21 protein-coding genes are annotated in these 18,741 nt (G+C 36.5%); 18 read left to right on the top strand and 3 right to left on the bottom strand.

The features are described from left to right. The first annotated feature begins 36 nt into the window (after positions 1-36). The 11 genes from ABDZ84_RS05555 (at position 37) to ABDZ84_RS05600 (ending at position 11,051) form a co-directional block, all read left to right on the top strand. Positions 37-603: a GNAT family N-acetyltransferase gene (locus ABDZ84_RS05555; RefSeq protein WP_026682930.1), complete on the top strand. Its 567-nt coding sequence runs from the start codon at positions 37-39 to the stop codon at positions 601-603. A gap of 238 nt (positions 604-841) precedes the next feature. After that, positions 842-1,597, top strand: a complete 756-nt coding sequence (locus ABDZ84_RS05560; protein WP_026682931.1) for a class I SAM-dependent methyltransferase — start codon at positions 842-844, stop codon at positions 1,595-1,597. 207 nt (positions 1,598-1,804) lie between these two features. Further along, positions 1,805-2,656, top strand: coding sequence for an AraC family transcriptional regulator (locus tag ABDZ84_RS05565; protein WP_026682932.1), 852 nt, complete (start codon positions 1,805-1,807; stop codon positions 2,654-2,656). Positions 2,657-3,098: 442 nt separating this feature from the next. After that, positions 3,099-3,689: a nucleotidyltransferase family protein gene (locus ABDZ84_RS05570; protein WP_080668772.1), complete on the top strand. Its 591-nt coding sequence runs from the start codon at positions 3,099-3,101 to the stop codon at positions 3,687-3,689. 248 nt (positions 3,690-3,937) lie between these two features. Further along, positions 3,938-4,402, top strand: coding sequence for an NUDIX hydrolase (locus ABDZ84_RS05575; RefSeq protein WP_080668773.1), 465 nt, complete (start codon positions 3,938-3,940; stop codon positions 4,400-4,402). A gap of 526 nt (positions 4,403-4,928) precedes the next feature. Beyond that, complete coding sequence (locus ABDZ84_RS05580; RefSeq protein WP_026682934.1) at positions 4,929-6,998, top strand: peptidoglycan D,D-transpeptidase FtsI family protein; 2,070 nt, start codon at positions 4,929-4,931, stop codon at positions 6,996-6,998. A 196-nt stretch (positions 6,999-7,194) separates the two neighbouring features. After that, positions 7,195-7,491 (top strand): hypothetical protein, encoded by a 297-nt coding sequence (locus ABDZ84_RS05585; RefSeq protein ID WP_026682935.1) that lies wholly within the window; start codon positions 7,195-7,197, stop codon positions 7,489-7,491. A 223-nt stretch (positions 7,492-7,714) separates the two neighbouring features. After that, positions 7,715-7,885 carry a GrpB family protein gene (locus ABDZ84_RS21460; RefSeq protein WP_080668774.1) on the top strand — a complete coding sequence of 57 codons (171 nt, stop codon included), beginning with the start codon at positions 7,715-7,717 and terminating at the stop codon, positions 7,883-7,885. Positions 7,886-8,190: 305 nt separating this feature from the next. Next, positions 8,191-9,291, top strand: coding sequence for an ethanolamine utilization protein EutH (eutH, locus tag ABDZ84_RS05590; RefSeq protein WP_026682936.1), 1,101 nt, complete (start codon positions 8,191-8,193; stop codon positions 9,289-9,291). A 54-nt stretch (positions 9,292-9,345) separates the two neighbouring features. Further along, complete coding sequence (locus tag ABDZ84_RS05595) at positions 9,346-9,990, top strand: YczE/YyaS/YitT family protein (protein WP_034679802.1); 645 nt, start codon at positions 9,346-9,348, stop codon at positions 9,988-9,990. Between the two features lie 395 nt (positions 9,991-10,385). Beyond that, positions 10,386-11,051, top strand: a complete 666-nt coding sequence (locus tag ABDZ84_RS05600) for a hypothetical protein (protein WP_026682937.1) — start codon at positions 10,386-10,388, stop codon at positions 11,049-11,051. A gap of 126 nt (positions 11,052-11,177) precedes the next feature. Here ABDZ84_RS05600 and ABDZ84_RS05605 read toward each other — a convergent pair whose 3' ends face one another. Continuing rightward, a complete protein-coding gene (locus ABDZ84_RS05605; RefSeq protein WP_161629298.1) occupies positions 11,178-11,327 on the bottom strand; it encodes a hypothetical protein in 150 nt (49 codons plus the stop codon). Between the two features lie 279 nt (positions 11,328-11,606). Here ABDZ84_RS05605 and ABDZ84_RS05610 point away from each other — a divergent pair, with 279 nt between their 5' ends. The 3 genes from ABDZ84_RS05610 (at position 11,607) to ABDZ84_RS05620 (ending at position 14,136) form a co-directional block, all read left to right on the top strand. Continuing rightward, positions 11,607-13,067: a SulP family inorganic anion transporter gene (locus ABDZ84_RS05610; RefSeq protein ID WP_026682938.1), complete on the top strand. Its 1,461-nt coding sequence runs from the start codon at positions 11,607-11,609 to the stop codon at positions 13,065-13,067. Between the two features lie 81 nt (positions 13,068-13,148). Then, positions 13,149-13,565 (top strand): universal stress protein, encoded by a 417-nt coding sequence (locus ABDZ84_RS05615; RefSeq protein WP_026682939.1) that lies wholly within the window; start codon positions 13,149-13,151, stop codon positions 13,563-13,565. A gap of 253 nt (positions 13,566-13,818) precedes the next feature. Next, the gene (locus tag ABDZ84_RS05620; RefSeq protein WP_026682940.1) at positions 13,819-14,136 is read left to right on the top strand and encodes a hypothetical protein; all 318 of its coding nucleotides are present in this window, start codon (positions 13,819-13,821) and stop codon (positions 14,134-14,136) included. A 131-nt stretch (positions 14,137-14,267) separates the two neighbouring features. Here ABDZ84_RS05620 and ABDZ84_RS05625 read toward each other — a convergent pair whose 3' ends face one another. Continuing rightward, complete coding sequence (locus ABDZ84_RS05625) at positions 14,268-15,392, bottom strand: NAD(P)/FAD-dependent oxidoreductase (RefSeq protein WP_026682941.1); 1,125 nt, start codon at positions 15,390-15,392, stop codon at positions 14,268-14,270. Continuing rightward, the gene (locus ABDZ84_RS05630; protein ID WP_051388465.1) at positions 15,393-15,845 is read right to left on the bottom strand and encodes a DinB family protein; all 453 of its coding nucleotides are present in this window, start codon (positions 15,843-15,845) and stop codon (positions 15,393-15,395) included. It abuts the gene before it with no gap. 120 nt (positions 15,846-15,965) lie between these two features. On the opposite strand from ABDZ84_RS05630, the gene ABDZ84_RS05635 reads away from it, so the two are divergent. From ABDZ84_RS05635 to ABDZ84_RS05650, 4 genes are all read left to right on the top strand, one after another. Then, positions 15,966-16,544 (top strand): hypothetical protein, encoded by a 579-nt coding sequence (locus ABDZ84_RS05635; protein WP_026682943.1) that lies wholly within the window; start codon positions 15,966-15,968, stop codon positions 16,542-16,544. A gap of 42 nt (positions 16,545-16,586) precedes the next feature. Then, positions 16,587-17,159 carry a hypothetical protein gene (locus ABDZ84_RS05640; RefSeq protein WP_034679805.1) on the top strand — a complete coding sequence of 191 codons (573 nt, stop codon included), beginning with the start codon at positions 16,587-16,589 and terminating at the stop codon, positions 17,157-17,159. Between the two features lie 69 nt (positions 17,160-17,228). Beyond that, positions 17,229-18,161 carry a manganese-dependent inorganic pyrophosphatase gene (locus tag ABDZ84_RS05645; RefSeq protein ID WP_026682945.1) on the top strand — a complete coding sequence of 311 codons (933 nt, stop codon included), beginning with the start codon at positions 17,229-17,231 and terminating at the stop codon, positions 18,159-18,161. Positions 18,162-18,287: 126 nt separating this feature from the next. Beyond that, positions 18,288-18,440: a small acid-soluble spore protein P gene (locus ABDZ84_RS05650; RefSeq protein WP_026682946.1), complete on the top strand. Its 153-nt coding sequence runs from the start codon at positions 18,288-18,290 to the stop codon at positions 18,438-18,440. Positions 18,441-18,741: the final 301 nt, after the last annotated feature.

Here is an 18,741-nt window from a genome sequence, read left to right on the forward strand (position 1 = left end):
TATTTAGAAGAAAAACGATGCAGAGGAGATATTGTATTGAAGTCGGAGAACATAAACCATGATTTTGTTTCAGAAACAGAAAGATTAATAATTAGATTGTTAGATGAACAGGATTATAAACGGTGGCTGGAAGGGTTTAATAATAATTATCCTCCCCAGTACAAATATGATGATGACCACCTAGATATAAGCGAGTGGACGGAGGATGCATTTCAAAATGTTGTAAAAAAACATCGGGAATTAGCAGCTGATGATAGGGCGTATGTATTTGGGATTTTTCGAAAAATGGATGGTCAACATATTGGTAAAGTGGAATTTAGTACAATAATGAGGGGGGAATTTCAATGGGGGATGATTGGTTATCGTTTGCATAATCAATTTTGGAGATATGGCTATGGCAAGGAGGCAGTAAAAGAAGGATTGAATATCGCCTTTAGTCATCTTCATTTCCATCGGATTGAGGCCCATATAAATGTGGATAATATTCCCTCGATTAATTTAGCAGAGAGTGTAGGAATGGAGTTCGAATGTACACGTAAAGGATTTATATTTGAATTTGGAGAGTGGACGGATAATCTCGTTTATTATAAAAACGCAAAATAGCTAATTTCAAAATAGGTGCAGCTCATGTATCATATACTGACTGCACCTTTCCTATAGTCTAGGAAATTAAAGGAAATTATAAAATTTGCCCATATGGATAAAGATGCGTGTTGAGCCACGTTCAGCTCCAACGCCCAGAAACGTAGCGACTTCACGAATCGCCCTAAGTTGTTATAAGTTTGTAGTTGAATTTTCAAAACGTGAACAATAGATAATCTTAAAAAAAAGGGGAGCTTACATGAGCCAATCAATGGGGACCGAAGAGGCAATCAAAAGATGGGATAACTTCGCTGAAAATTATTCAGAAAACCATACGGAACAAGGTGATCTTCATAAAGAAATCTTTTTAAACCCAGCTTTATTCTCACTTATGGGGAATGTGAAGAATAAAAAAGTGCTTGATGCTGGATGTGGAGAAGGATATTTGAGCAGAATTTTATCTAAGCGTGGTGCCGCTGTAACAGCGGTGGATTATTCTCCGACCATGATAGAAATCGCTAAGGAAAGAACGCCAAAAGAATTGAACGTTCATTATAGTCATGGAAATTGTGAGGATTTACATCAACTAGAGGATAAAAGTTTCGACTTCATCGTGTCCAATATGGTCATCCAAGATCTTGCGGATCATGAAAAAGCATTTCGAACGATGTATCGGCTGTTAGCAGATAAAGGTATCTTTATCTTTTCTATATTGCATCCATGTTTTGTTACTCCAGAAAGTGGTTGGGAAAGAACAGAAAACGGAGAAAAGCTGCATTGGAATGTGGACAAGTATTTTTATGAAGGAGTCTATGAACAGCCCTTAGGTGATAAAGAAAACATGCTGCTTTTCCATCGAACGTTAACAACCTATATAAATACATTAATACATACAGGGTTTGTTTTGGAGAGCATTATCGAACCACAGCCATCAAAAGACATGCTAAAAAAATACCCTTCATTTGCAGAAGATTTTAGGTGTCCTGACTTTATTGTTTTTAAATTAAGGAAATAGTCGAGCTTGTGTTATTTGTTACAGGGTGCTTATTTCTCCATACAATAAGCACCTTTTTTTGTGTGCTACATGAAGTAATATGTATAAATATTATGAAATACTTATTATTAACCTAGCATTGTAAGCAAACATACTGTCAGCCTAGAGCACAAAGTGACAGGATACATGGTGAAATACTTGTTAAGATCTGATTAGGGAGTGGGCGATATGACGTGGGTCGAATCATTACAGAAGGCCATCAATTATATGGAGGAGCATTTATTGGATGAAATATCGATAGATAGCATCGCAAAGCAGGCGAATTTTTCAGCATTTCACTTTCAGCGTACCTTTTCGATATTGACCGATATATCTGTTGGTGAATATCTCAGACGTAGACGCTTAACATTGGCTGCGCATGAGCTTAATCGTGAAAATACGAAAATTATTGATATTGCCTACAAGTATGGCTACGACACTCCAGAAGCTTTTTCCAAAGCATTTCGCAGACAGCATGGTATAACACCGAGTGAAGCGCGAAAATATGCAGGAAGGCTTAAATCTTATAACCGCCTGGTGATTCAGGTTAGTGTGAAGGGAGCAGAACCAATGCAATACAAAATTGTTGAACGGGAAGCATTTCAGATTGTAGGGATTAAACGAGAATTTTCGTGTATCAATCAGCAGAATCAAATTGATATTCCAAAAATGTGGGATAAAGTAAATGGGGATGGAACGGATGATTTATTATTCCGATTAAACGATGGTTTGATCGAAGGGGTGTTGGGGGTTTGTGTCGACAAAAGCTCGGAAGTAATTGATTATTGGATAGGTACAACCTATGAGGGGGACGTACCTGATGGGCTAGTGGCTTTGACTATTCCTGAATCAAAATGGGCTGTTTTTGAGGTGCATGGCCCGATGCCCGATGCCATGCCAAAAGTATGGAAACAGATTTTCTCTGAATGGTTTCCTTCGAGTGGTTATAAACATGCTGGTATACCGGAGTTAGAGGTTTATTCAGAAGAGGATCCTTCGAGCCCAGATTTGTATTCAGAAATTTGGATACCAGTGAAATAGAAACAGAGATGAATAGGTAGTTATTCATTCATTAATAATAATTGGGATTTCTTATTAAAATTCATGTTAATTTATAAGAGGTTGAGACAAAAGTCGTCAAAAAACAATCAAGAAACGAACGATAATTAGTTTAGATTCCACATATAACTGGCAATTAAACCCCCACTTCAAGCAATAAAGTGAAGCCAATATTGGTAAGTGGGGGTGCTCTGCCAGTAAATATCCAATTGGTTCAAAGGCCTTTAGGTCATACGTTTCTGGTACTTACAATTAGTGGGAATAAACAAACCCCCCATCATTTTAGGTTCACACCAACTTATTGAAGATAGTCAGTGTCTAGACTTAGATGCTTTACCAATAATTAATTTGTTTCCTTTTCACTAAAAGTCAATAGACGGAACAAATATTCACTAAAGCTTTTATTATGCTATAATAAGAATGTATGTTCTGGATAGGGGGAATATTCTTGTTAAAGAATAAAGAAGATGTCAGAAAGTTAATTCAAGCTGATGATGAGATGATGGAAATTTTGCAAGCTGCCAATACATTGAACCTGCCTGATTGGTGGATATGTGCCGGATTTATTCGTGCGAAAATTTGGGATACATTGCACGGCTTTACTAAACGAACTACTATACCAGATGTGGATGTAATCTATTTTGATATAGAAACGATAGATGAACAGGAGGAAAAAATTTTAGAAGCTAAATTAAAAAATAAAATGCCCAATGTTCCCTGGTCTGTTAAAAATGAAGCAAGAATGCATATTGTTAATAATATTCCACCATACACTTCATCAGTTGATGCGATATCTAAATTCCCAGAAACAGCAACTGCACTTGGGGTAAAGCTAGATAAAGAAGGTAAGGTAATTGTTACTGCACCTTGTGGTATAGCCGATGTCATCAATTTACAGCTGAAGCCAACGCCTTATTTCACAGAAACAAGAGAACGTGAAGCAATTTATGAGGAGAGAATAAGGAAAAAGAAGTGGAAATCTACTTGGAACAAGCTTAACATTTATCATACATAACTTTTTCATACAATCGGTAGATCTGTCCTATCAGTTTCCATTAAGAGCATGTAGTCGAACAAGAATAGTGGAGGAGGAGCCTAATTTGTCTTGGGAATATAAGTTATTATTAGCAAAAATTTATACCCCCACTAATTGAAGCTTCACTTTATATATTTCTTGTGAGATTAATAGATATATGTGCTATAGTCTGATAAAAAACTAATAAATTAAGAATTTTTAAAATAAAAATAGAAAGGTGCTTATAGATGAAAAAATGGCTTGGTGCTGCGGGAGTATGTGTTTATGACAGAAAGGTTCTAATGGTATTACAGGGAACCCCAGAAGAACCAAAACGTTGGTCTGTTCCTTCTGGCGGTTTAGAAGCAGGTGAAACCTTTGAGGAATGTTGTGTTAGGGAAATAAAAGAAGAAACAGGCTTAAACGTAGAGATAAGACAATCTATATGGAAAAAAGAAAGACCATATGGGGAAATTATTTATTTTGCAGTTAAGGTGGTTGGTGGAGAGGAAACCATTAATGATCCTGATAAATTAATTTATCGTATAGATTGGAAATCACCAGATGAACTAACAAATTTAGCTTTATCCTATCCTGAAGATAAAACATTTTTAATCGAATACATACAAAATTATAAGCACGATGATTTGTCTATTAAAAATGACAGAGAGTTAATAGGTGAGCATCTCAATAATGACATCGATGAAAAGTAAGCTTCTACTTAGGCATTTTCCTTTGAGAGAATTCATTTTCCATAGCATGTAGTAGGTTCAAGAACTCCCTCTTATACCTGTGATGATGGATCGATAGTTGCATTCAAACAGTAAATTCACAGAGAGCTTCTAAAAAGTTTGCAGCTATGATAGATAATAAAAAGGAATACCTTATCATGGGGAAGGGGCAGAGGACTTTAAAGTAATACTGGAAAAGAATCTGATCATATACATAGTATACTATAGACATTGATAAATCCTTAATTACTCAAGGTATAGAGTGTTTAATTATTGCTTCTATAAAAGGAAATAATTGGTTGAATTGCAGGATAAGTAAATGATATGATTAACTCAAATATATTGTTATTTATTAAGTAAAAAGCATCAATTGAGTATTAAGTTGGATTGGATGGTGGTCTTAAGTTCTGTAGTTATATTTTTTGGCTAAAAAGTCTTAATATTCTTATTGTTAGAGGGGATAAGAGGTGTTAGATTACATAGCACTTGTAACAAAGGGGAAGATTAGATGGGGAAAAAGAACAAGCGAAGGAAGTTGAAAAGGGAGAGACTTCCTTTTCGATTAAACATTTTATTTTTTGTCATGTTTATTATGTTTTCTGCATTGGTGTTGCAGCTAGGTGTAGTTCAAATTCTGAAAGGAGAGTCATTTCAAGAAGAAATCGATCGAACGATTAGAGACACAACTAAGGTACCAGTGCCGCGGGGGGAAGTTTATGATAGTAATCATCGAGTAGTAGTCACGAATAAACCATTGTACGCTATTACATATACACCCGCTAAGAGAGTGCAAGCGAAGAATCGATTAACGGTTGCTAAGAAATTAGCGCAATTAATTTCTTTTGATAGCAAAGGAATTTCGGAGCGGAATAAAAAGGAATATTGGTATTTAGAAAATAAAAAAGAAGCTGTTAAGCTGCTAAGCACAGAAGAGAAAAAGGAATTAGATGATACAGAGGAATATAATCTTATTTTAGAGAGAATCCCGAAAGATAAAATAAGTGATTTCACGAAGAATGAGCAGAAGATCATAGCCATTAAGCGGGAGTTGGATAAGGCATATGCTTTAACGCCCCAAATTGTTAAAAATGAGGGGGTAACGTCAGAGGAATATGCAATGGTTTCTGAACATCTTAGCGAACTTCCAGGCATTAATGCAACAGCTGATTGGGAAAGGGAGTACCCATTTGGTGACACATTTCAAAATTTAATCGGAAATATTACAACGCAAAAGAAAGGAATTCCAGCAGAAAAGGAGGAATATTTTCTAACTAGAGGATACAGTCGGAATGATCGTGTTGGGATAAGTGGTTTGGAAGAATACTATGAAAATGTATTACGAGGTAGGAAAGAGCAGATTCAATACACAACTAAAAAGGACGGTACGATTGTAGGTTCTGAAACGGTTGTTGAAGGTGAGGCAGGGAAGGATCTCGTCTTAACCATAGATATGGAGTTTCAGAAGAAGGTTGATAAAGTTGTGAAGGATGAATTAAAAAATATTATTCAAGCGAATCCTTATCAGCATCCATACTTAACAGATGCAATTGCAGTTGTGATGAATCCGAAGACAGGTGAGTTATTAGCTGTTAGTGCTGCGAGTCGGGATAAGGAAAAAAATGAATATGTAAATGAGTCGTATAGAGCATTGTACGATTCCCACTTGCCAGGTTCTGCAGTTAAGGGAGCTACGGTTTTAGCTGGGTATGAATCGGGAGTTATTTCCCCGGGACAATCATTTTATGATCGCAAACTGAAGATTAAAGGCGATCCTAAAAGAAGGGGTTCCTATAGGAATTTAGGTGCTGTGAACGATTATGATGCATTAAGACTGTCTTCAAATGTGTATATGTTTTATATCGCTTTAAAGATGGGGGGAGAACAACGGAATCCATTACCAGATGAGGCCAAAATTACGTTTAATCCGGATGCTTGGGAAGAAATGAGAAATTATTTTCAGCAATTTGGTCTAGGAGCGAGTACAGGCATTGATTATCCATATGAATCGACAGGATTAACGGGTGAAAATTCAACGATGGGTGGCTTGTTTATGAACCTTGCCATTGGTCAGTATGATACATATACTGCGCTACAAATGGCTCAATATGTGTCAACAATTGCCAATGATGGCTATCGTGTTCGCCCGCATTTCGTAAAGGAAATTAGAAATCCAAGTAACTCGTCTAAGGAATTAGGTTCCGTTTATCGAAATATTGATACAAAGATTTTAAATCGAGTAGATATGGATCAATCGTATATTACTCGGATTCAGGAGGGGTTCCATCGAGTTTTTCACGCAACTGGCGGAACAGGTGTAAATTATTTTGGTAATGACGAGTATAGTAAATATAATGCGGCAGGAAAGACAGGAACTGCTGAAAATGCATATTATATAGATGGAAAGAAGCTAGCTGATACGGAGAACCTTTCATTAGTTGGTTACGCACCATATGATGATCCGGAAATGGCTTTTGCGATCATTGTTCCACATACAGGAAAAATAAAGGGGAGGTATCCAATTAATCATAGGATTGGTCAAGGAATATTAGACGCTTATTTTGAAACATATAAACCATAGAGCTTTCTTAAGAAAAAACGTAATCGCTGAGTGGCGTTTTAGTAAAACAGTAACAGCTATTTTAAACCAGAAAGTCGAACGAATTCGAATGCTACGTACATTTCGAAAGGTCGTTCGGCTTTTAGCTTTAACGTATACTTTTGTCTCAGTCACTTTCAGTTATAGAATAGGTACCATTATGAATGGAGGATGAGAGGTGAAGCTTCGTAGCGTTTTAGTAATGGCGATCTTAAGTATTATGTTGTTTGCAACTGGGTATATAACTGCGTTATTTACAAATAGTCAGACCTCAAGAGAAATATGGTTAACGGATCATGATGAAACGGTGATAATTACAAATATAGCAGATCAATCTGTCGTCGATAATATAATAATGATTTATCTTAGAAAAAAACAGCTAACAGCTAATATTAATGAACTTGGTAAACCTGATATGTCCATTCGTGTTGTAAGTCCGAGGGAACATACAAGTCTGATTGATTCTAAATTGTAGTTTGTAAAAGACGGAGCTATTATTAGTGAACGAGCAGGAGAATCTTCGAGTCAAGTGATCTACTATAGCATTGATGAAGCGAGTAAAAATTTTATTGTAGAGGAATTTAAAGCGAAAAAGTAAGCTGTGGAAACCGTCATGCGAGAAGTAATTGTAATATTTTAAGGGGAGCAGTGGGGAAATACGTTTATCAAGGAAGTTGAGAAACTAAAGAAAATGTTTAATGTGGGAGTTAAATGCTATTCATCATATCGGAAGTACGGCAGTTAAATGGGGAAACGAAAAACCTATCATGGATATAATGCCTATAGTAAAATCAATCACAAAGTTAGATTTCTATAATCAAGCAATGCGTAAGCATGGTATAAATCATGTGGTGAAAACGGTATTTTAGGAAAGGTATTTTCAAAAAAGTGGAGAACAGCGTAGAGATTATGTTCCTATGTATGAAATAGCAGTTTTGCTTTTAGGATTTATTACAAATCCTTCCATATGAAGCAAAACGGTATGGGAATGTAAAAGAGAGGCTGGCAAAACGATCTCCATTGATATAGCTATGTATATTCAAAATAAAGACGCAATTGTTAAGGAAATAGAACAAAAAGCATTGACTTGGTACAAGGGTTTGCGGTAGTTTATTCCTATTAGTATATGAAAGTTCACCTGTTAGAACAGATATAGAAAGAATGGAGAACTATAATGGGAATTAATGATGTCATTATAATCATTGTTGTCTGTTTTCTTTGTTTGGGTGCCATTGATAAATGTTTTGGTAATAGGCTTGGATTTGGTCAACATTTTACAGAAGGGTTTATGACCATGGGATCGCTTATGCTAGCCATGGTCGGAATTATTTCCTTAGCTCCAGTATTAGCTAGGATATTAACACCAATTATTGCTCCGATATACGGCTTTATCGGAGCTGATCCAGCAGTGTTTGCAAATACTATATTAGCCATTGATATGGGGGGGTATGCGCTAGCACAGGAAATGGCGCAAAATAAGGAGGCAGGATTATTTGCTTGGGTATTTTTAGGGACGATGATGGGCCCAACCATTGTATTTACAATTCCCGTAGCATTGGGGATTATTAGAAAAGAGGATCATACATATTTTGCAAAGGGTATCCTGTTAGGTTTGATTACAATTCCAATCGGCTGTTTAGTAGGCGGAATACTCGCTGGTTTTAGCATCCAGCTAATTATTATTAACCTTATACCGACATTGCTTTTTTCTGCTCTCATTTCCATGGGGCTGTGGAAGAAGCCGGGACAAATGATTATTGGTTTCTCTATATTCGGTAAATGTGTTGAAATTATAGCTATTATTGGGCTTACCGCGATTATTATTGAGACATTAACTGGTTTTATCGTCATTCCTTATCTAACACCGTTAGAAGAGGGGATTCAAATTGTTGGCCAGATTGCAATATTTTTAGCAGGGGCTTTCCCCATGGTCCATTTTATATCCAAGGTATTTAAGAAACCATTATATACGTTGGGTTCGAAGCTTAGTATTAGTGATACGTCTACAGCAGGTCTAGTAGCATCACTTGCCCATAGTATTCCGATGTTAACGCTGTTAAAACATATGGATGCCAGAGGGAAAGTCATCAATGTTGCCTTTGCCGTAAGTGGTGCGTTTGTTTTGGGTGGTCACTTAGGATTTGTAGCAGGAATTAATAAGGAAATTGTATTTCCTATGATTGTAGGGAAACTTATCGCTGGTTTTAGTGCAATTATTTTAGCAATGATTGTATTAAAAAAATCAAATGGGTCTGGACGCCATTCGTATAAATAGAACCTACGTCACCTGGCGAGATAAATATATATGATGAAAGAGAGAAGGGATAAAATGATAGTTGCCATCCGCTGGGGTATGTTTTTTGTAGGGTTAGCCCTTTTTAGTTTAGGAATAAGTATATCGATTAATGTTCAGCATTTAGGAATTCATCCATGGGATGTCTTAAATGTTGCATTATATGAAAAAGTAGGTCTTTCGATTGGGTCATGGACGATTATCATCTCTGCGCTCTTAATTATCATATCCTGGTTTTTGGATAAAAGCTATATAAAACTAGGAACGTTTCTAAATGGGGTACTGGTAGGTGTATTTGTAGACATCTATCTCTATCTTGACTTTTTACCCGTTGCAACGTATACATGGATCGATTATCTTATTATTATAGTAGGTATCGTTATTATGGGAATCGGTGGAGGAGTATACAATGCGGCAGGTGTTGGTTCTGGACCTCGTGATGGATTTATGCTTTCCATATCTGATAAGCTTGACGCATCTGTAGGCAAGGTGCGAATCATAACAGAGTGCCTTGTTCTCATAATTGGCCTGATATTAGGAGGCCCAGTGTTTTTATTTACCTTTATCTTTACATTTATTCAAAGTCCAATATTCCAATATATCTACGGAAGGCTAAGAGAGGAGATTACTCGTTTAGAACATAATAATCAGAACAAGCATCTCCCTAAGACACGTGCTTAACTGACAAGCTGCTTGAAATCATAGTTGTGAATGACGCTCGTTATTAGATCATCCTAAGTGAAGCTAAATATCGGGCGTTTTTTGCCAATTTTAGAGAACTACAAGACTCTCCATGAAATCAGAACAAGCCGGATTTAACGCATAGGAGTGACTAGAAAATGTTCGTTTTTAGGGATGGTAAGATGATTGTAATGAGAGGTTGTCTTCCAAGACATCATTGGTATAGGCATATAACAAAGTTTTATATTGTTAATGATTTTGAGTACAATTTGTAATTTTGTTGACAGAAAAAATCGATACTCATCTAAGTCCACTGTTATAAAATACGCTTTTAAAAACTAGACGTCTGATTTTACCATGCTAGAATGTAAGAAACTTAGCATGGGGGAGATAAAATGGATAAACGTGATATTGCTCCAAACATACTGATGGATGATCCGATAATGGGAGAGATTCATAGTATGATCGACGAGATAATGATCTATGCTATCGAAGAGTTCCACTCTGTCCTTACAAACATCATGGAGAATATGAGGGTGGAGCTGAACATTTCTGATGAATGGATGAATAGACTCTATGATTCGTGGTTATGCTGGACCATTTTTTGTTTTCATGAAAAACATACTAGCAAGACTATTTATCAGCAATTTCTTCAGTATAATAGGGAAAAATGGATAGATAAGTCTGTAGCCATTCAGAAGCTATTATATCAATGGAACCATCTTAAACCAGGAATTTACGTGGTGGGAAGTGACTATTCTATTGGTGAAAATTATACATTTATCGATATAGTCGAAGGAAAGGTGAATTCAGTTATATTGCGTCAGCGAAAAACTAGGATAAATCAAGGGGATATGGTTATAGGATTTTTACTTCCATATAGACAAGGTCACTATCTTAGTATAGGTAAAACATGCTTAATACCAAATATATTAACCAATCAAGTTTCCTTAGCAGTTCTTTCCTATTTTAGTAAGCACGCAGCGTCCTCTAGGTTTACTGAAAGTTTGTATCCGGCTTTGTCGGCAATAGCAATACATACGGTGGAGCAGCATCTATGAAATGGAGCAGACTGACTTCAAAAGAAGCAGAGATTACTAAGATTATAGAGCGGCTATCAGCTAGAAAAATACGCATTATCTTTGTAAGCGTAAATAGAAGTCAATATAAGGTCACAAAAAATCGGACTAAAGAGAAAGGGTCTCACTAGTCCATTTTAGTTGCATGGCTCGTTCTAAATCGTAATCCACAATAACATCCTGTAACCAATACCAGCACAAGACAAGTGCAATTAACGTTATAATAATTAATAAAAAGACAATCATTCTTCCCTTCATTGTACTTCCTCCTTATATCTAAAATAAGCGTACCAAACAGGCTAATGTATGTAAATATAATCCATAGGTAAATGGAAAATATTTTTGAGTAAAAAGCTCTCATTCTAATAACTTGTTATGAAAATGGTAGAAAATAATAGTAAATAGAATTTTACTTGTGATGTACACGCTTTCTTTAGGTTTTTCCTCTTTTTTTATTTATGGTATGATGCATAGGTTATCTACGGCTAAGTCTCTGGAGGGCTTAAATAATCTAAACAATAGAAAGAGGTTGAACATTTGAAAACTGCACAATGGAAACATGAATGGTTTGGTAACGTCAAGGGTGATATTCTAGCTGGAATTGTAGTTGCTCTAGCGCTAATCCCTGAGGCGATTGCCTTCTCAATAATTGCTGGTGTGGATCCGATGATTGGCTTGTATGCATCGTTTTGCATCGCAGTTGTAATTGCTTTTGTCGGAGGTCGTCCGGGAATGATTTCTGCGGCAACTGGAGCAATGGCGTTACTTATGGTTAATCTAGTTGCGGACCACGGGTTGCAATATTTATTAGCAGCAACAATTCTTACAGGTATTATTCAAATAATCTTTGGTATCTTTAAGCTAGCAAGAGTGATGAAATTTGTACCACGTTCGGTGATGGTTGGATTTGTTAACGCGTTAGCTATTTTAATTTTTACTGCTCAGCTTCCTCATTTTAAAGGGGAAGGTTGGATCATGTACGGTTTAGTTGGGTTGACCTTAGCAATTATATATATTCTCCCACGTATTACAATCGCAGTACCCTCAGCGCTTGTAGCAATTATTGTCGTAACAGCAATTGTCATTTTAGGAGATATTCACGTAGGAACCGTAGGTGATATGGGAGCTTTAACACAACAGCTGCCCATGTTTTTAATTCCGTCTATTCCATTTACATGGGAGACGTTAACGATTATATTTCCTTATTCCTTAGCACTTGCAATCGTAGGGTTATTAGAATCGCTATTAACCTCTAATATTGTAGATGATATGACAGACACGGAGAGTAATAAAAATAGAGAAAGTCGTGGACAGGGGATTGCAAATATAGTAGCTGGCTTTTTTGGGGGTATGGCTGGTTGTGCCATGATTGGCCAATCGGTGATTAATGTAAAATCAGGAGGCAGAGGAAGATTATCTACACTAGTAGCAGGTATATTCCTTATGTTTCTCATTATTGTATTAGGTGGATTAGTTGTACAAATACCGATGGCAGCTCTTGTAGGTGTTATGATTATGGTGTCGATTGGTACATTTGATTGGTCATCGATTAAAAATTTAAATAAACTGCCAAGAACGGATGTAGCTGTGATGCTAACAACAGTAGGTGTTGTGGTGTATACGCATGACTTGTCAAAAGGTGTATTAGCTGGTGTGTTATTAAGTGCCATTTTCTTTGCTGCAAAAATTTCTAGGATAAAGGTTACTAGTGAGCTTGTTCATCAAGGGCAAAAGCGCATTTACCGAATGGAGGGTCAACTGTTCTTTGCATCAGTCAGTGAGTTACCGAATAAATTTGATTTCACAGAACGTGTGAGTGAAGTGGAAATTGATTTATCAGAAGCCCATCTATGGGATGACTCTGCTATAGGAGCATTGGATAAGATCGAAATGAAGTTTGAGCAAAAACAAGTTCCCGTTCACTATACAGGTTTAAATGAAGATAGTCGGAGGCTTAAACAGCAGATCAGTGGCCTTTCCAAAGCTTCTGGACATTAATATTTGTTTTACCAAAGGCATCCATGTTTTTAATCGAAAGCACAAGGTTGTATTTTAATGAATTTCTAAGAGGTGAGCCGTTTGTTCCAAAAAATATTATTAGCTGCTGATGGTTCTGAGCATTCTGTTCGATCCGCAAAACAAGCGATTGAACTTGCAGAAAAATTTTCTAGTTTAGTAGAAGTTGTTTATGTGATAGATGGTCAAACAGCAAAAGCAGATGTATTACATGCAACAGACAAATTAGAAATTGAGAAAAAACGTAAAGAAAAGTTGAAGGTTGTTGAAAATTTATTAATAGCCGCAGAAATAGAATATGACATAACGATTTTACATGGAGAACCTGGTCCAACGATTGTATCTTATGCCAATGACAATGCATTTGATTGTGTTGTCATCGGAAGCCGTGGATTAAATAATTTACAAACGTTTATCTTAGGTAGCGTGAGTCACAAGGTGGCAAAACGAGTGAATTGTCCTGTAATGATTGTAAAATAGTAGGAAGAACATGATGTATTGTCAGATTGTAATAGTTCTACAATCTTCTTAAGCTGTCAAGTAATTTTTCTCATTAAAGAGCCTTACTACACACAAATTGTAGTAAGGCTCTAACTATTTAAGATAAAAATTAAACAACTTTATTATCTCTATAACCCTTTCATTGTAATAAAAGGAAATAAAATACAGAATTATGATATCTAATTGGTCTTTTTGTGTTTCCTCTACCAGTTGAGACAGGGGATAAAGATGAGTGAGTAAAGAAATAAAAAAAATAGCTAACAAACTACCGAATTTTTTAATTTTAAATCTTCATCTGAATGTAGGAGGATTTAAGGATGCCCAACGAAGTAATTTTGCTATTCTCCAGTCAAGCTACAGAAAATCTGCCCCTGCAGCAATCCATTATTACTTAGGGGTTCTGGAAAAGAGTAAACCTGGAGAAGTGTACTTTAGAATCAAGAAAAAGCCGAGCTATTTGAGCCAGCTCAGCTTTTCTATAGATTATAATAAACTCCATTTAGTACGTTTTTCCCCTAGCACTGTAAAAGCTTTTTCCACTAATATTTAGCATAGGAGCATGCTTTGAAAAAATTTCTTTCTTTGTTTGTTAGGTTGTGTTTATCTTTAACGTTAAGTGTTTTGTTATGTCCCAGACTATGTGTGAGTAGTGCTAGGATGTTCGAATAGAGGTACTTACGTTTAGTTTTTAGTGATCGCTTTTTCTACAGGATAATCACATAGATGGATATCAACTTCTTCTTTCATTACAAGCTTGGATAGCTGTAAACCGATGAATGGTCCCATCGTTAAGCCAGTTGATCCAAGTCCATTCGCAAGTAATAATCCATGAAAGCCAGGGAGTGGTCCAATAACTGGTAGAAATCCTGGTGTGACTGGTCGGAAACCAACGCGAGCTTCAAGAATAGTACTTGCTTCTAATCCAGGAGCGACTTCCATTGCCTTCGTAAGGATTTCATGCATTCCACCTGCTGTTACCCGGTGATCAAACCCTACATTATCTTCATGGGTTGCACCTAATACAATTCGATTATCAGGGAAAGTCAACATATATTGGTTATTAGGTGGTTTTACGACGGGCCAATTAGATGCATCTCCTGTTGGCAGCTGAACATGGAGAATTTGTGCACGTTGCTCGTCCACTTGAAAATGAATACCCAACGGACTTAAGAGTTCCGTCATCCAAGCTCCAGTAGCAGCAATAACGGTATCTGCAGGGATTGTTTGGCTGTTTACATGTACACCATTAATTGTATTGTCTTTGTACGTTAACGCTGCGTTTCCCTTTATCAATATTGCTCCGTGTTTTTCCGCTGCACGCAAAAGTGCATCTCGTAGTTTTCTTCCATCAACTCGAGCGGCACCACTTACGTAGACCGATTTATAGTTACCGTTTAATAATGGGAACAATTCTGTTGTGGCTTGCTGATCTAATAGCTTTATTTCTCCTATTTCTGGAGCAGCAAGCTTCCGTTTTTCGGCGCGTTCTTTCATAGCAATTAACTTTTTATCATCATCATGCAAATGAATAGCTCCAACCTGTTCGTATCCTACATCCTCTTCACCATCTTGATATAAGGAATGAATAAGGTTAGGATAGCTTCGTGCTCCTGCTTTTACGAGTTGATACCAAGCTTTATTTCGTCGTTGGGAGAGCCATGGGCATACGATACCAGCTGCAGCATCAGTTGCTTGACCATCATCAAAGCGATCGATGATCGTAACATGGTATTTATTTCTTGCGAGGTAATATGCGGTTGAAGCACCTACAATTCCCCCACCGATAATACTTATTCGATTACTCATCTATCTATTTTCAACTATCTTCTTCATTGCTTTTATTTGTCCCAAGTGCTCTGCTTCATGAGAAAGAATCATTGCAAAAACGTCACCATATGTTTTGAAATTACCAAACGGTAATGTGTACGGTAAGTCTGTAGCAAAGAACTCATCTGTAAGTGCTTCAATTCGTGGAGCTTGATTCTCTAAATCAACGATAAGCGTAGCTAATTTTGGAGCATTCTCTGACCATTCAGATGGTTTTGTTCCCGTAGCAAATAACCCTTGATATGATACAGGAATATTCGTTGACTGTTTAGGATATCCAAATAATAGGCTCTCAGCAGTTACAAGGATATGCCCGATATGCCAACGTATCGTATTATTAAATCCCTTCGGTTGGATATCCATTATTTCCTTATCTAGCTGTTTCACAAAAGTTAATAAACTCCCACGTGTTAATGAAAATTGATTTGTCATTTCCGATTCCTCCATTCTTGATTCCTCTATTTATTATGATAAAAATAATCATGGAAAAAGTAAAATATTTGAAGGGTTTACCATACGAATAAAGAATTAATAAACAGGGGGGGATACAAGTTGCAACGAAATATTCTAGGAATTGCTATTTTAATTTTAGGTATTGGATTAATGCTTATTGGACCAATGTTCGCTTATTATGTCACGTTTAATGAAAGTTCTATATATGAAATGGGAGAGCAGGAAAACAGGTTTATGTGGCAGTCCTTTTTTACGATTGCTGGTCGGTGGTTTTTAGGTGGGGTACTACTAATTGGCGTATCTGAAGTGATTCGCTTGCTTGTCTCTATTAATAATCATATCTATAATGATCGAAAACAAACTAGAGAAAAGGGGAAGCGAATGACCGACGATGAGTCTGGCTATAGTCAAACTACTGAACGAGAACAAACTGATATGCAGGAGGAATGGAACTTACGGCCAGCAGATGAAGAGAAGATTTATCGCATATTTAATAATGAGGCAATTTTAGAAATGAGGCTAGCTCCCATCAAGGGGTATTGCGTTGTTAAACTCCAGGATAAAGATAGTCCTATAAATCCATATGTAAAAGTAATTGAGGTAACAGAAACAGTTGCAAAAGAGGTTCGTAATGCTGAAATTAGGAAAAGGGTTTTAGAATGGTATAACGCACAATAACAGTAAAAACAGGAGAAAAATTTTCTTGAAGGAGTTTTTATAGTGAAAAAAACGAATTCAAAACGTACATGGGGTTGGTTTGGCTGGACATTTTTCATCGTACTATTCGTATCATTTATTGGATCTACGGTATTTTTCTTTGCGCTATTTGATATTGATTTAAAAGCCGTATTTCAAGATGAAAGAGCTAGTGGTTCTACAGAAATAGTTGATGCGAAAAATAATGAAAAGAAAGAGCAAACCAAAAAGAGTGCTGAACAAGAAAATGAATCAGTATCACAAAATAAAGCGGATATAGGGGATTTTATCGCTCAGGCACATGATTTTTATAATGATACGACTGGATATGGTGCTATTAATGATATTGATTGGGATGAACAGGTAACACAGGCCCAAACGATTCGAGAAACCATAAATAACCAATTAGGCGAAATTGCTAATGAGTCGTTAATAAGAGATTTAGATGCGATCAAAAAACTGACGAATCAATTAGAACAAGAAAAAAATATGAATACGGTTCGTCAATTACATCGATATTTTCATGATTTAGATATTGTTTGGAATAATTACAGTAGATCAAAAAAATTATGGGGGGTAACGGAAACGGAAGAATAAACGCTATTCAATTTTAATTAATTTTGGTAAGCTAATAATGGTAGAAGCTTAATAGAAGGAGAATGATTCATGGATAAGACGTTAATTTTTGGACATAAGAATCCAGACACAGATACAATTTGTTCAGCTTTAGCCTATGCTGACTTGAAAAATAAACTTGGTATACGTGCAGAACCAGCAAGATTAGGGTCTGTTAGTAAAGAAACACAATTTGCGTTGGACTACTTTAATGTGGAAGCTCCGAAACTAATTGAAAAAGTGGAAGATGATGTGAAATCGGTTATTCTTGTTGATCATAATGAATTTCAACAAAGTGTAGAAAATATAAAAGATGTCCGTATTGCCGAAGTAATTGATCATCATCGTATTTCTAATTTCGAAACAAGTGAGCCCTTATATTTTCGTGCTGAGCCGGTAGGTTGTACAGCTACGATTCTGAACAAAATGTACAAGGAAAACAATATCCCTGTTTCCAAAGAAATTGCTGGTCTATTACTATCTGCAATCGTATCAGACTCGTTGCTATTAAAATCTCCAACTTGTACAAAAGAAGACGTGGATGCTGCATATGAATTAGCAAAAATTGCTGGAGTAAATCTAGAAACGTATGGAATGGAAATGTTACAGGCTGGTGCTGATTTAAGTGATAAATCTGTTTACGAGTTGCTTACCATGGATGCAAAAGAATTCTCCATGGCTGATGCAAAGGTAGAAATCGCACAGGTAAATGCAGTGGATACTGCAAAAATATACGAATTGCAGCATGAAATCGATCAGGAAATTGCAAAAATAGTGAATGAGAAAGACCTTGATCTTTTCTTGTTTGTAGTAACAGATATATTAAATAATGATTCCGAGGTATTAGCACTTGGAAGTGGAAAAGAAAAAGTAGAAGCAGCATTTGATGTCAAACTTGACGATAATAGTCGTGCGCTTCTAAAAGGTGTTGTATCACGTAAGAAACAAATTGTCACAGCACTTACAGACGCTTTTACGAAATAATCTATATGACAGAGGACCCAGAAAAGCAGTATGCGCTTTTCCGGGTCCTTTTTGAATTACCATGCCCATGTATAAATGGATATGCTCCCTCAAAAACTAAATGGAAGTTGAAAGGAGGAAGCTGACATGGCGGGTAAACCAAAAGGACCAAAGCAACAGGAACATCCAAATTTGCCGCAAAGTCCAAAACAACCCTATGGCGAACCGTTAGATGGTTCAAAGAAAGTTAAAAACGCCAATCATTCTAGACAAAAGCATAATCCCCATCACGGACTTTAGCTTGAAGGTATCCTTTTACTGGGTACCTTTTTGTAAGTTAAGAAAGTATAAAATCAGTGCAATGACTGCGTTAAGCCAAGTAGTTATTTTGAAATGTTTGATGTCTATTGGCAATGCTCCGACTAATTACTTCGCTTTCCGCGGGCACGGCCTCAACTAACTTTGCAAAGAAGAACACGTTGCAAAGTGGATTTTCGGCTCGCACAATTCCCGCAGGAGTCTACGTAATTCGTCTCCGCTATGAGAAGGTGCAACAATTCTTGTCATAAGTAATAGGTTGACTTTTTTTACAATGGGTAAA

The sequence above is a fragment of the Virgibacillus salarius genome, from assembly GCF_039521925.1.
GTDB classification, from domain to species: Bacteria; Bacillota; Bacilli; order Bacillales; family Amphibacillaceae; genus Virgibacillus; species Virgibacillus salarius.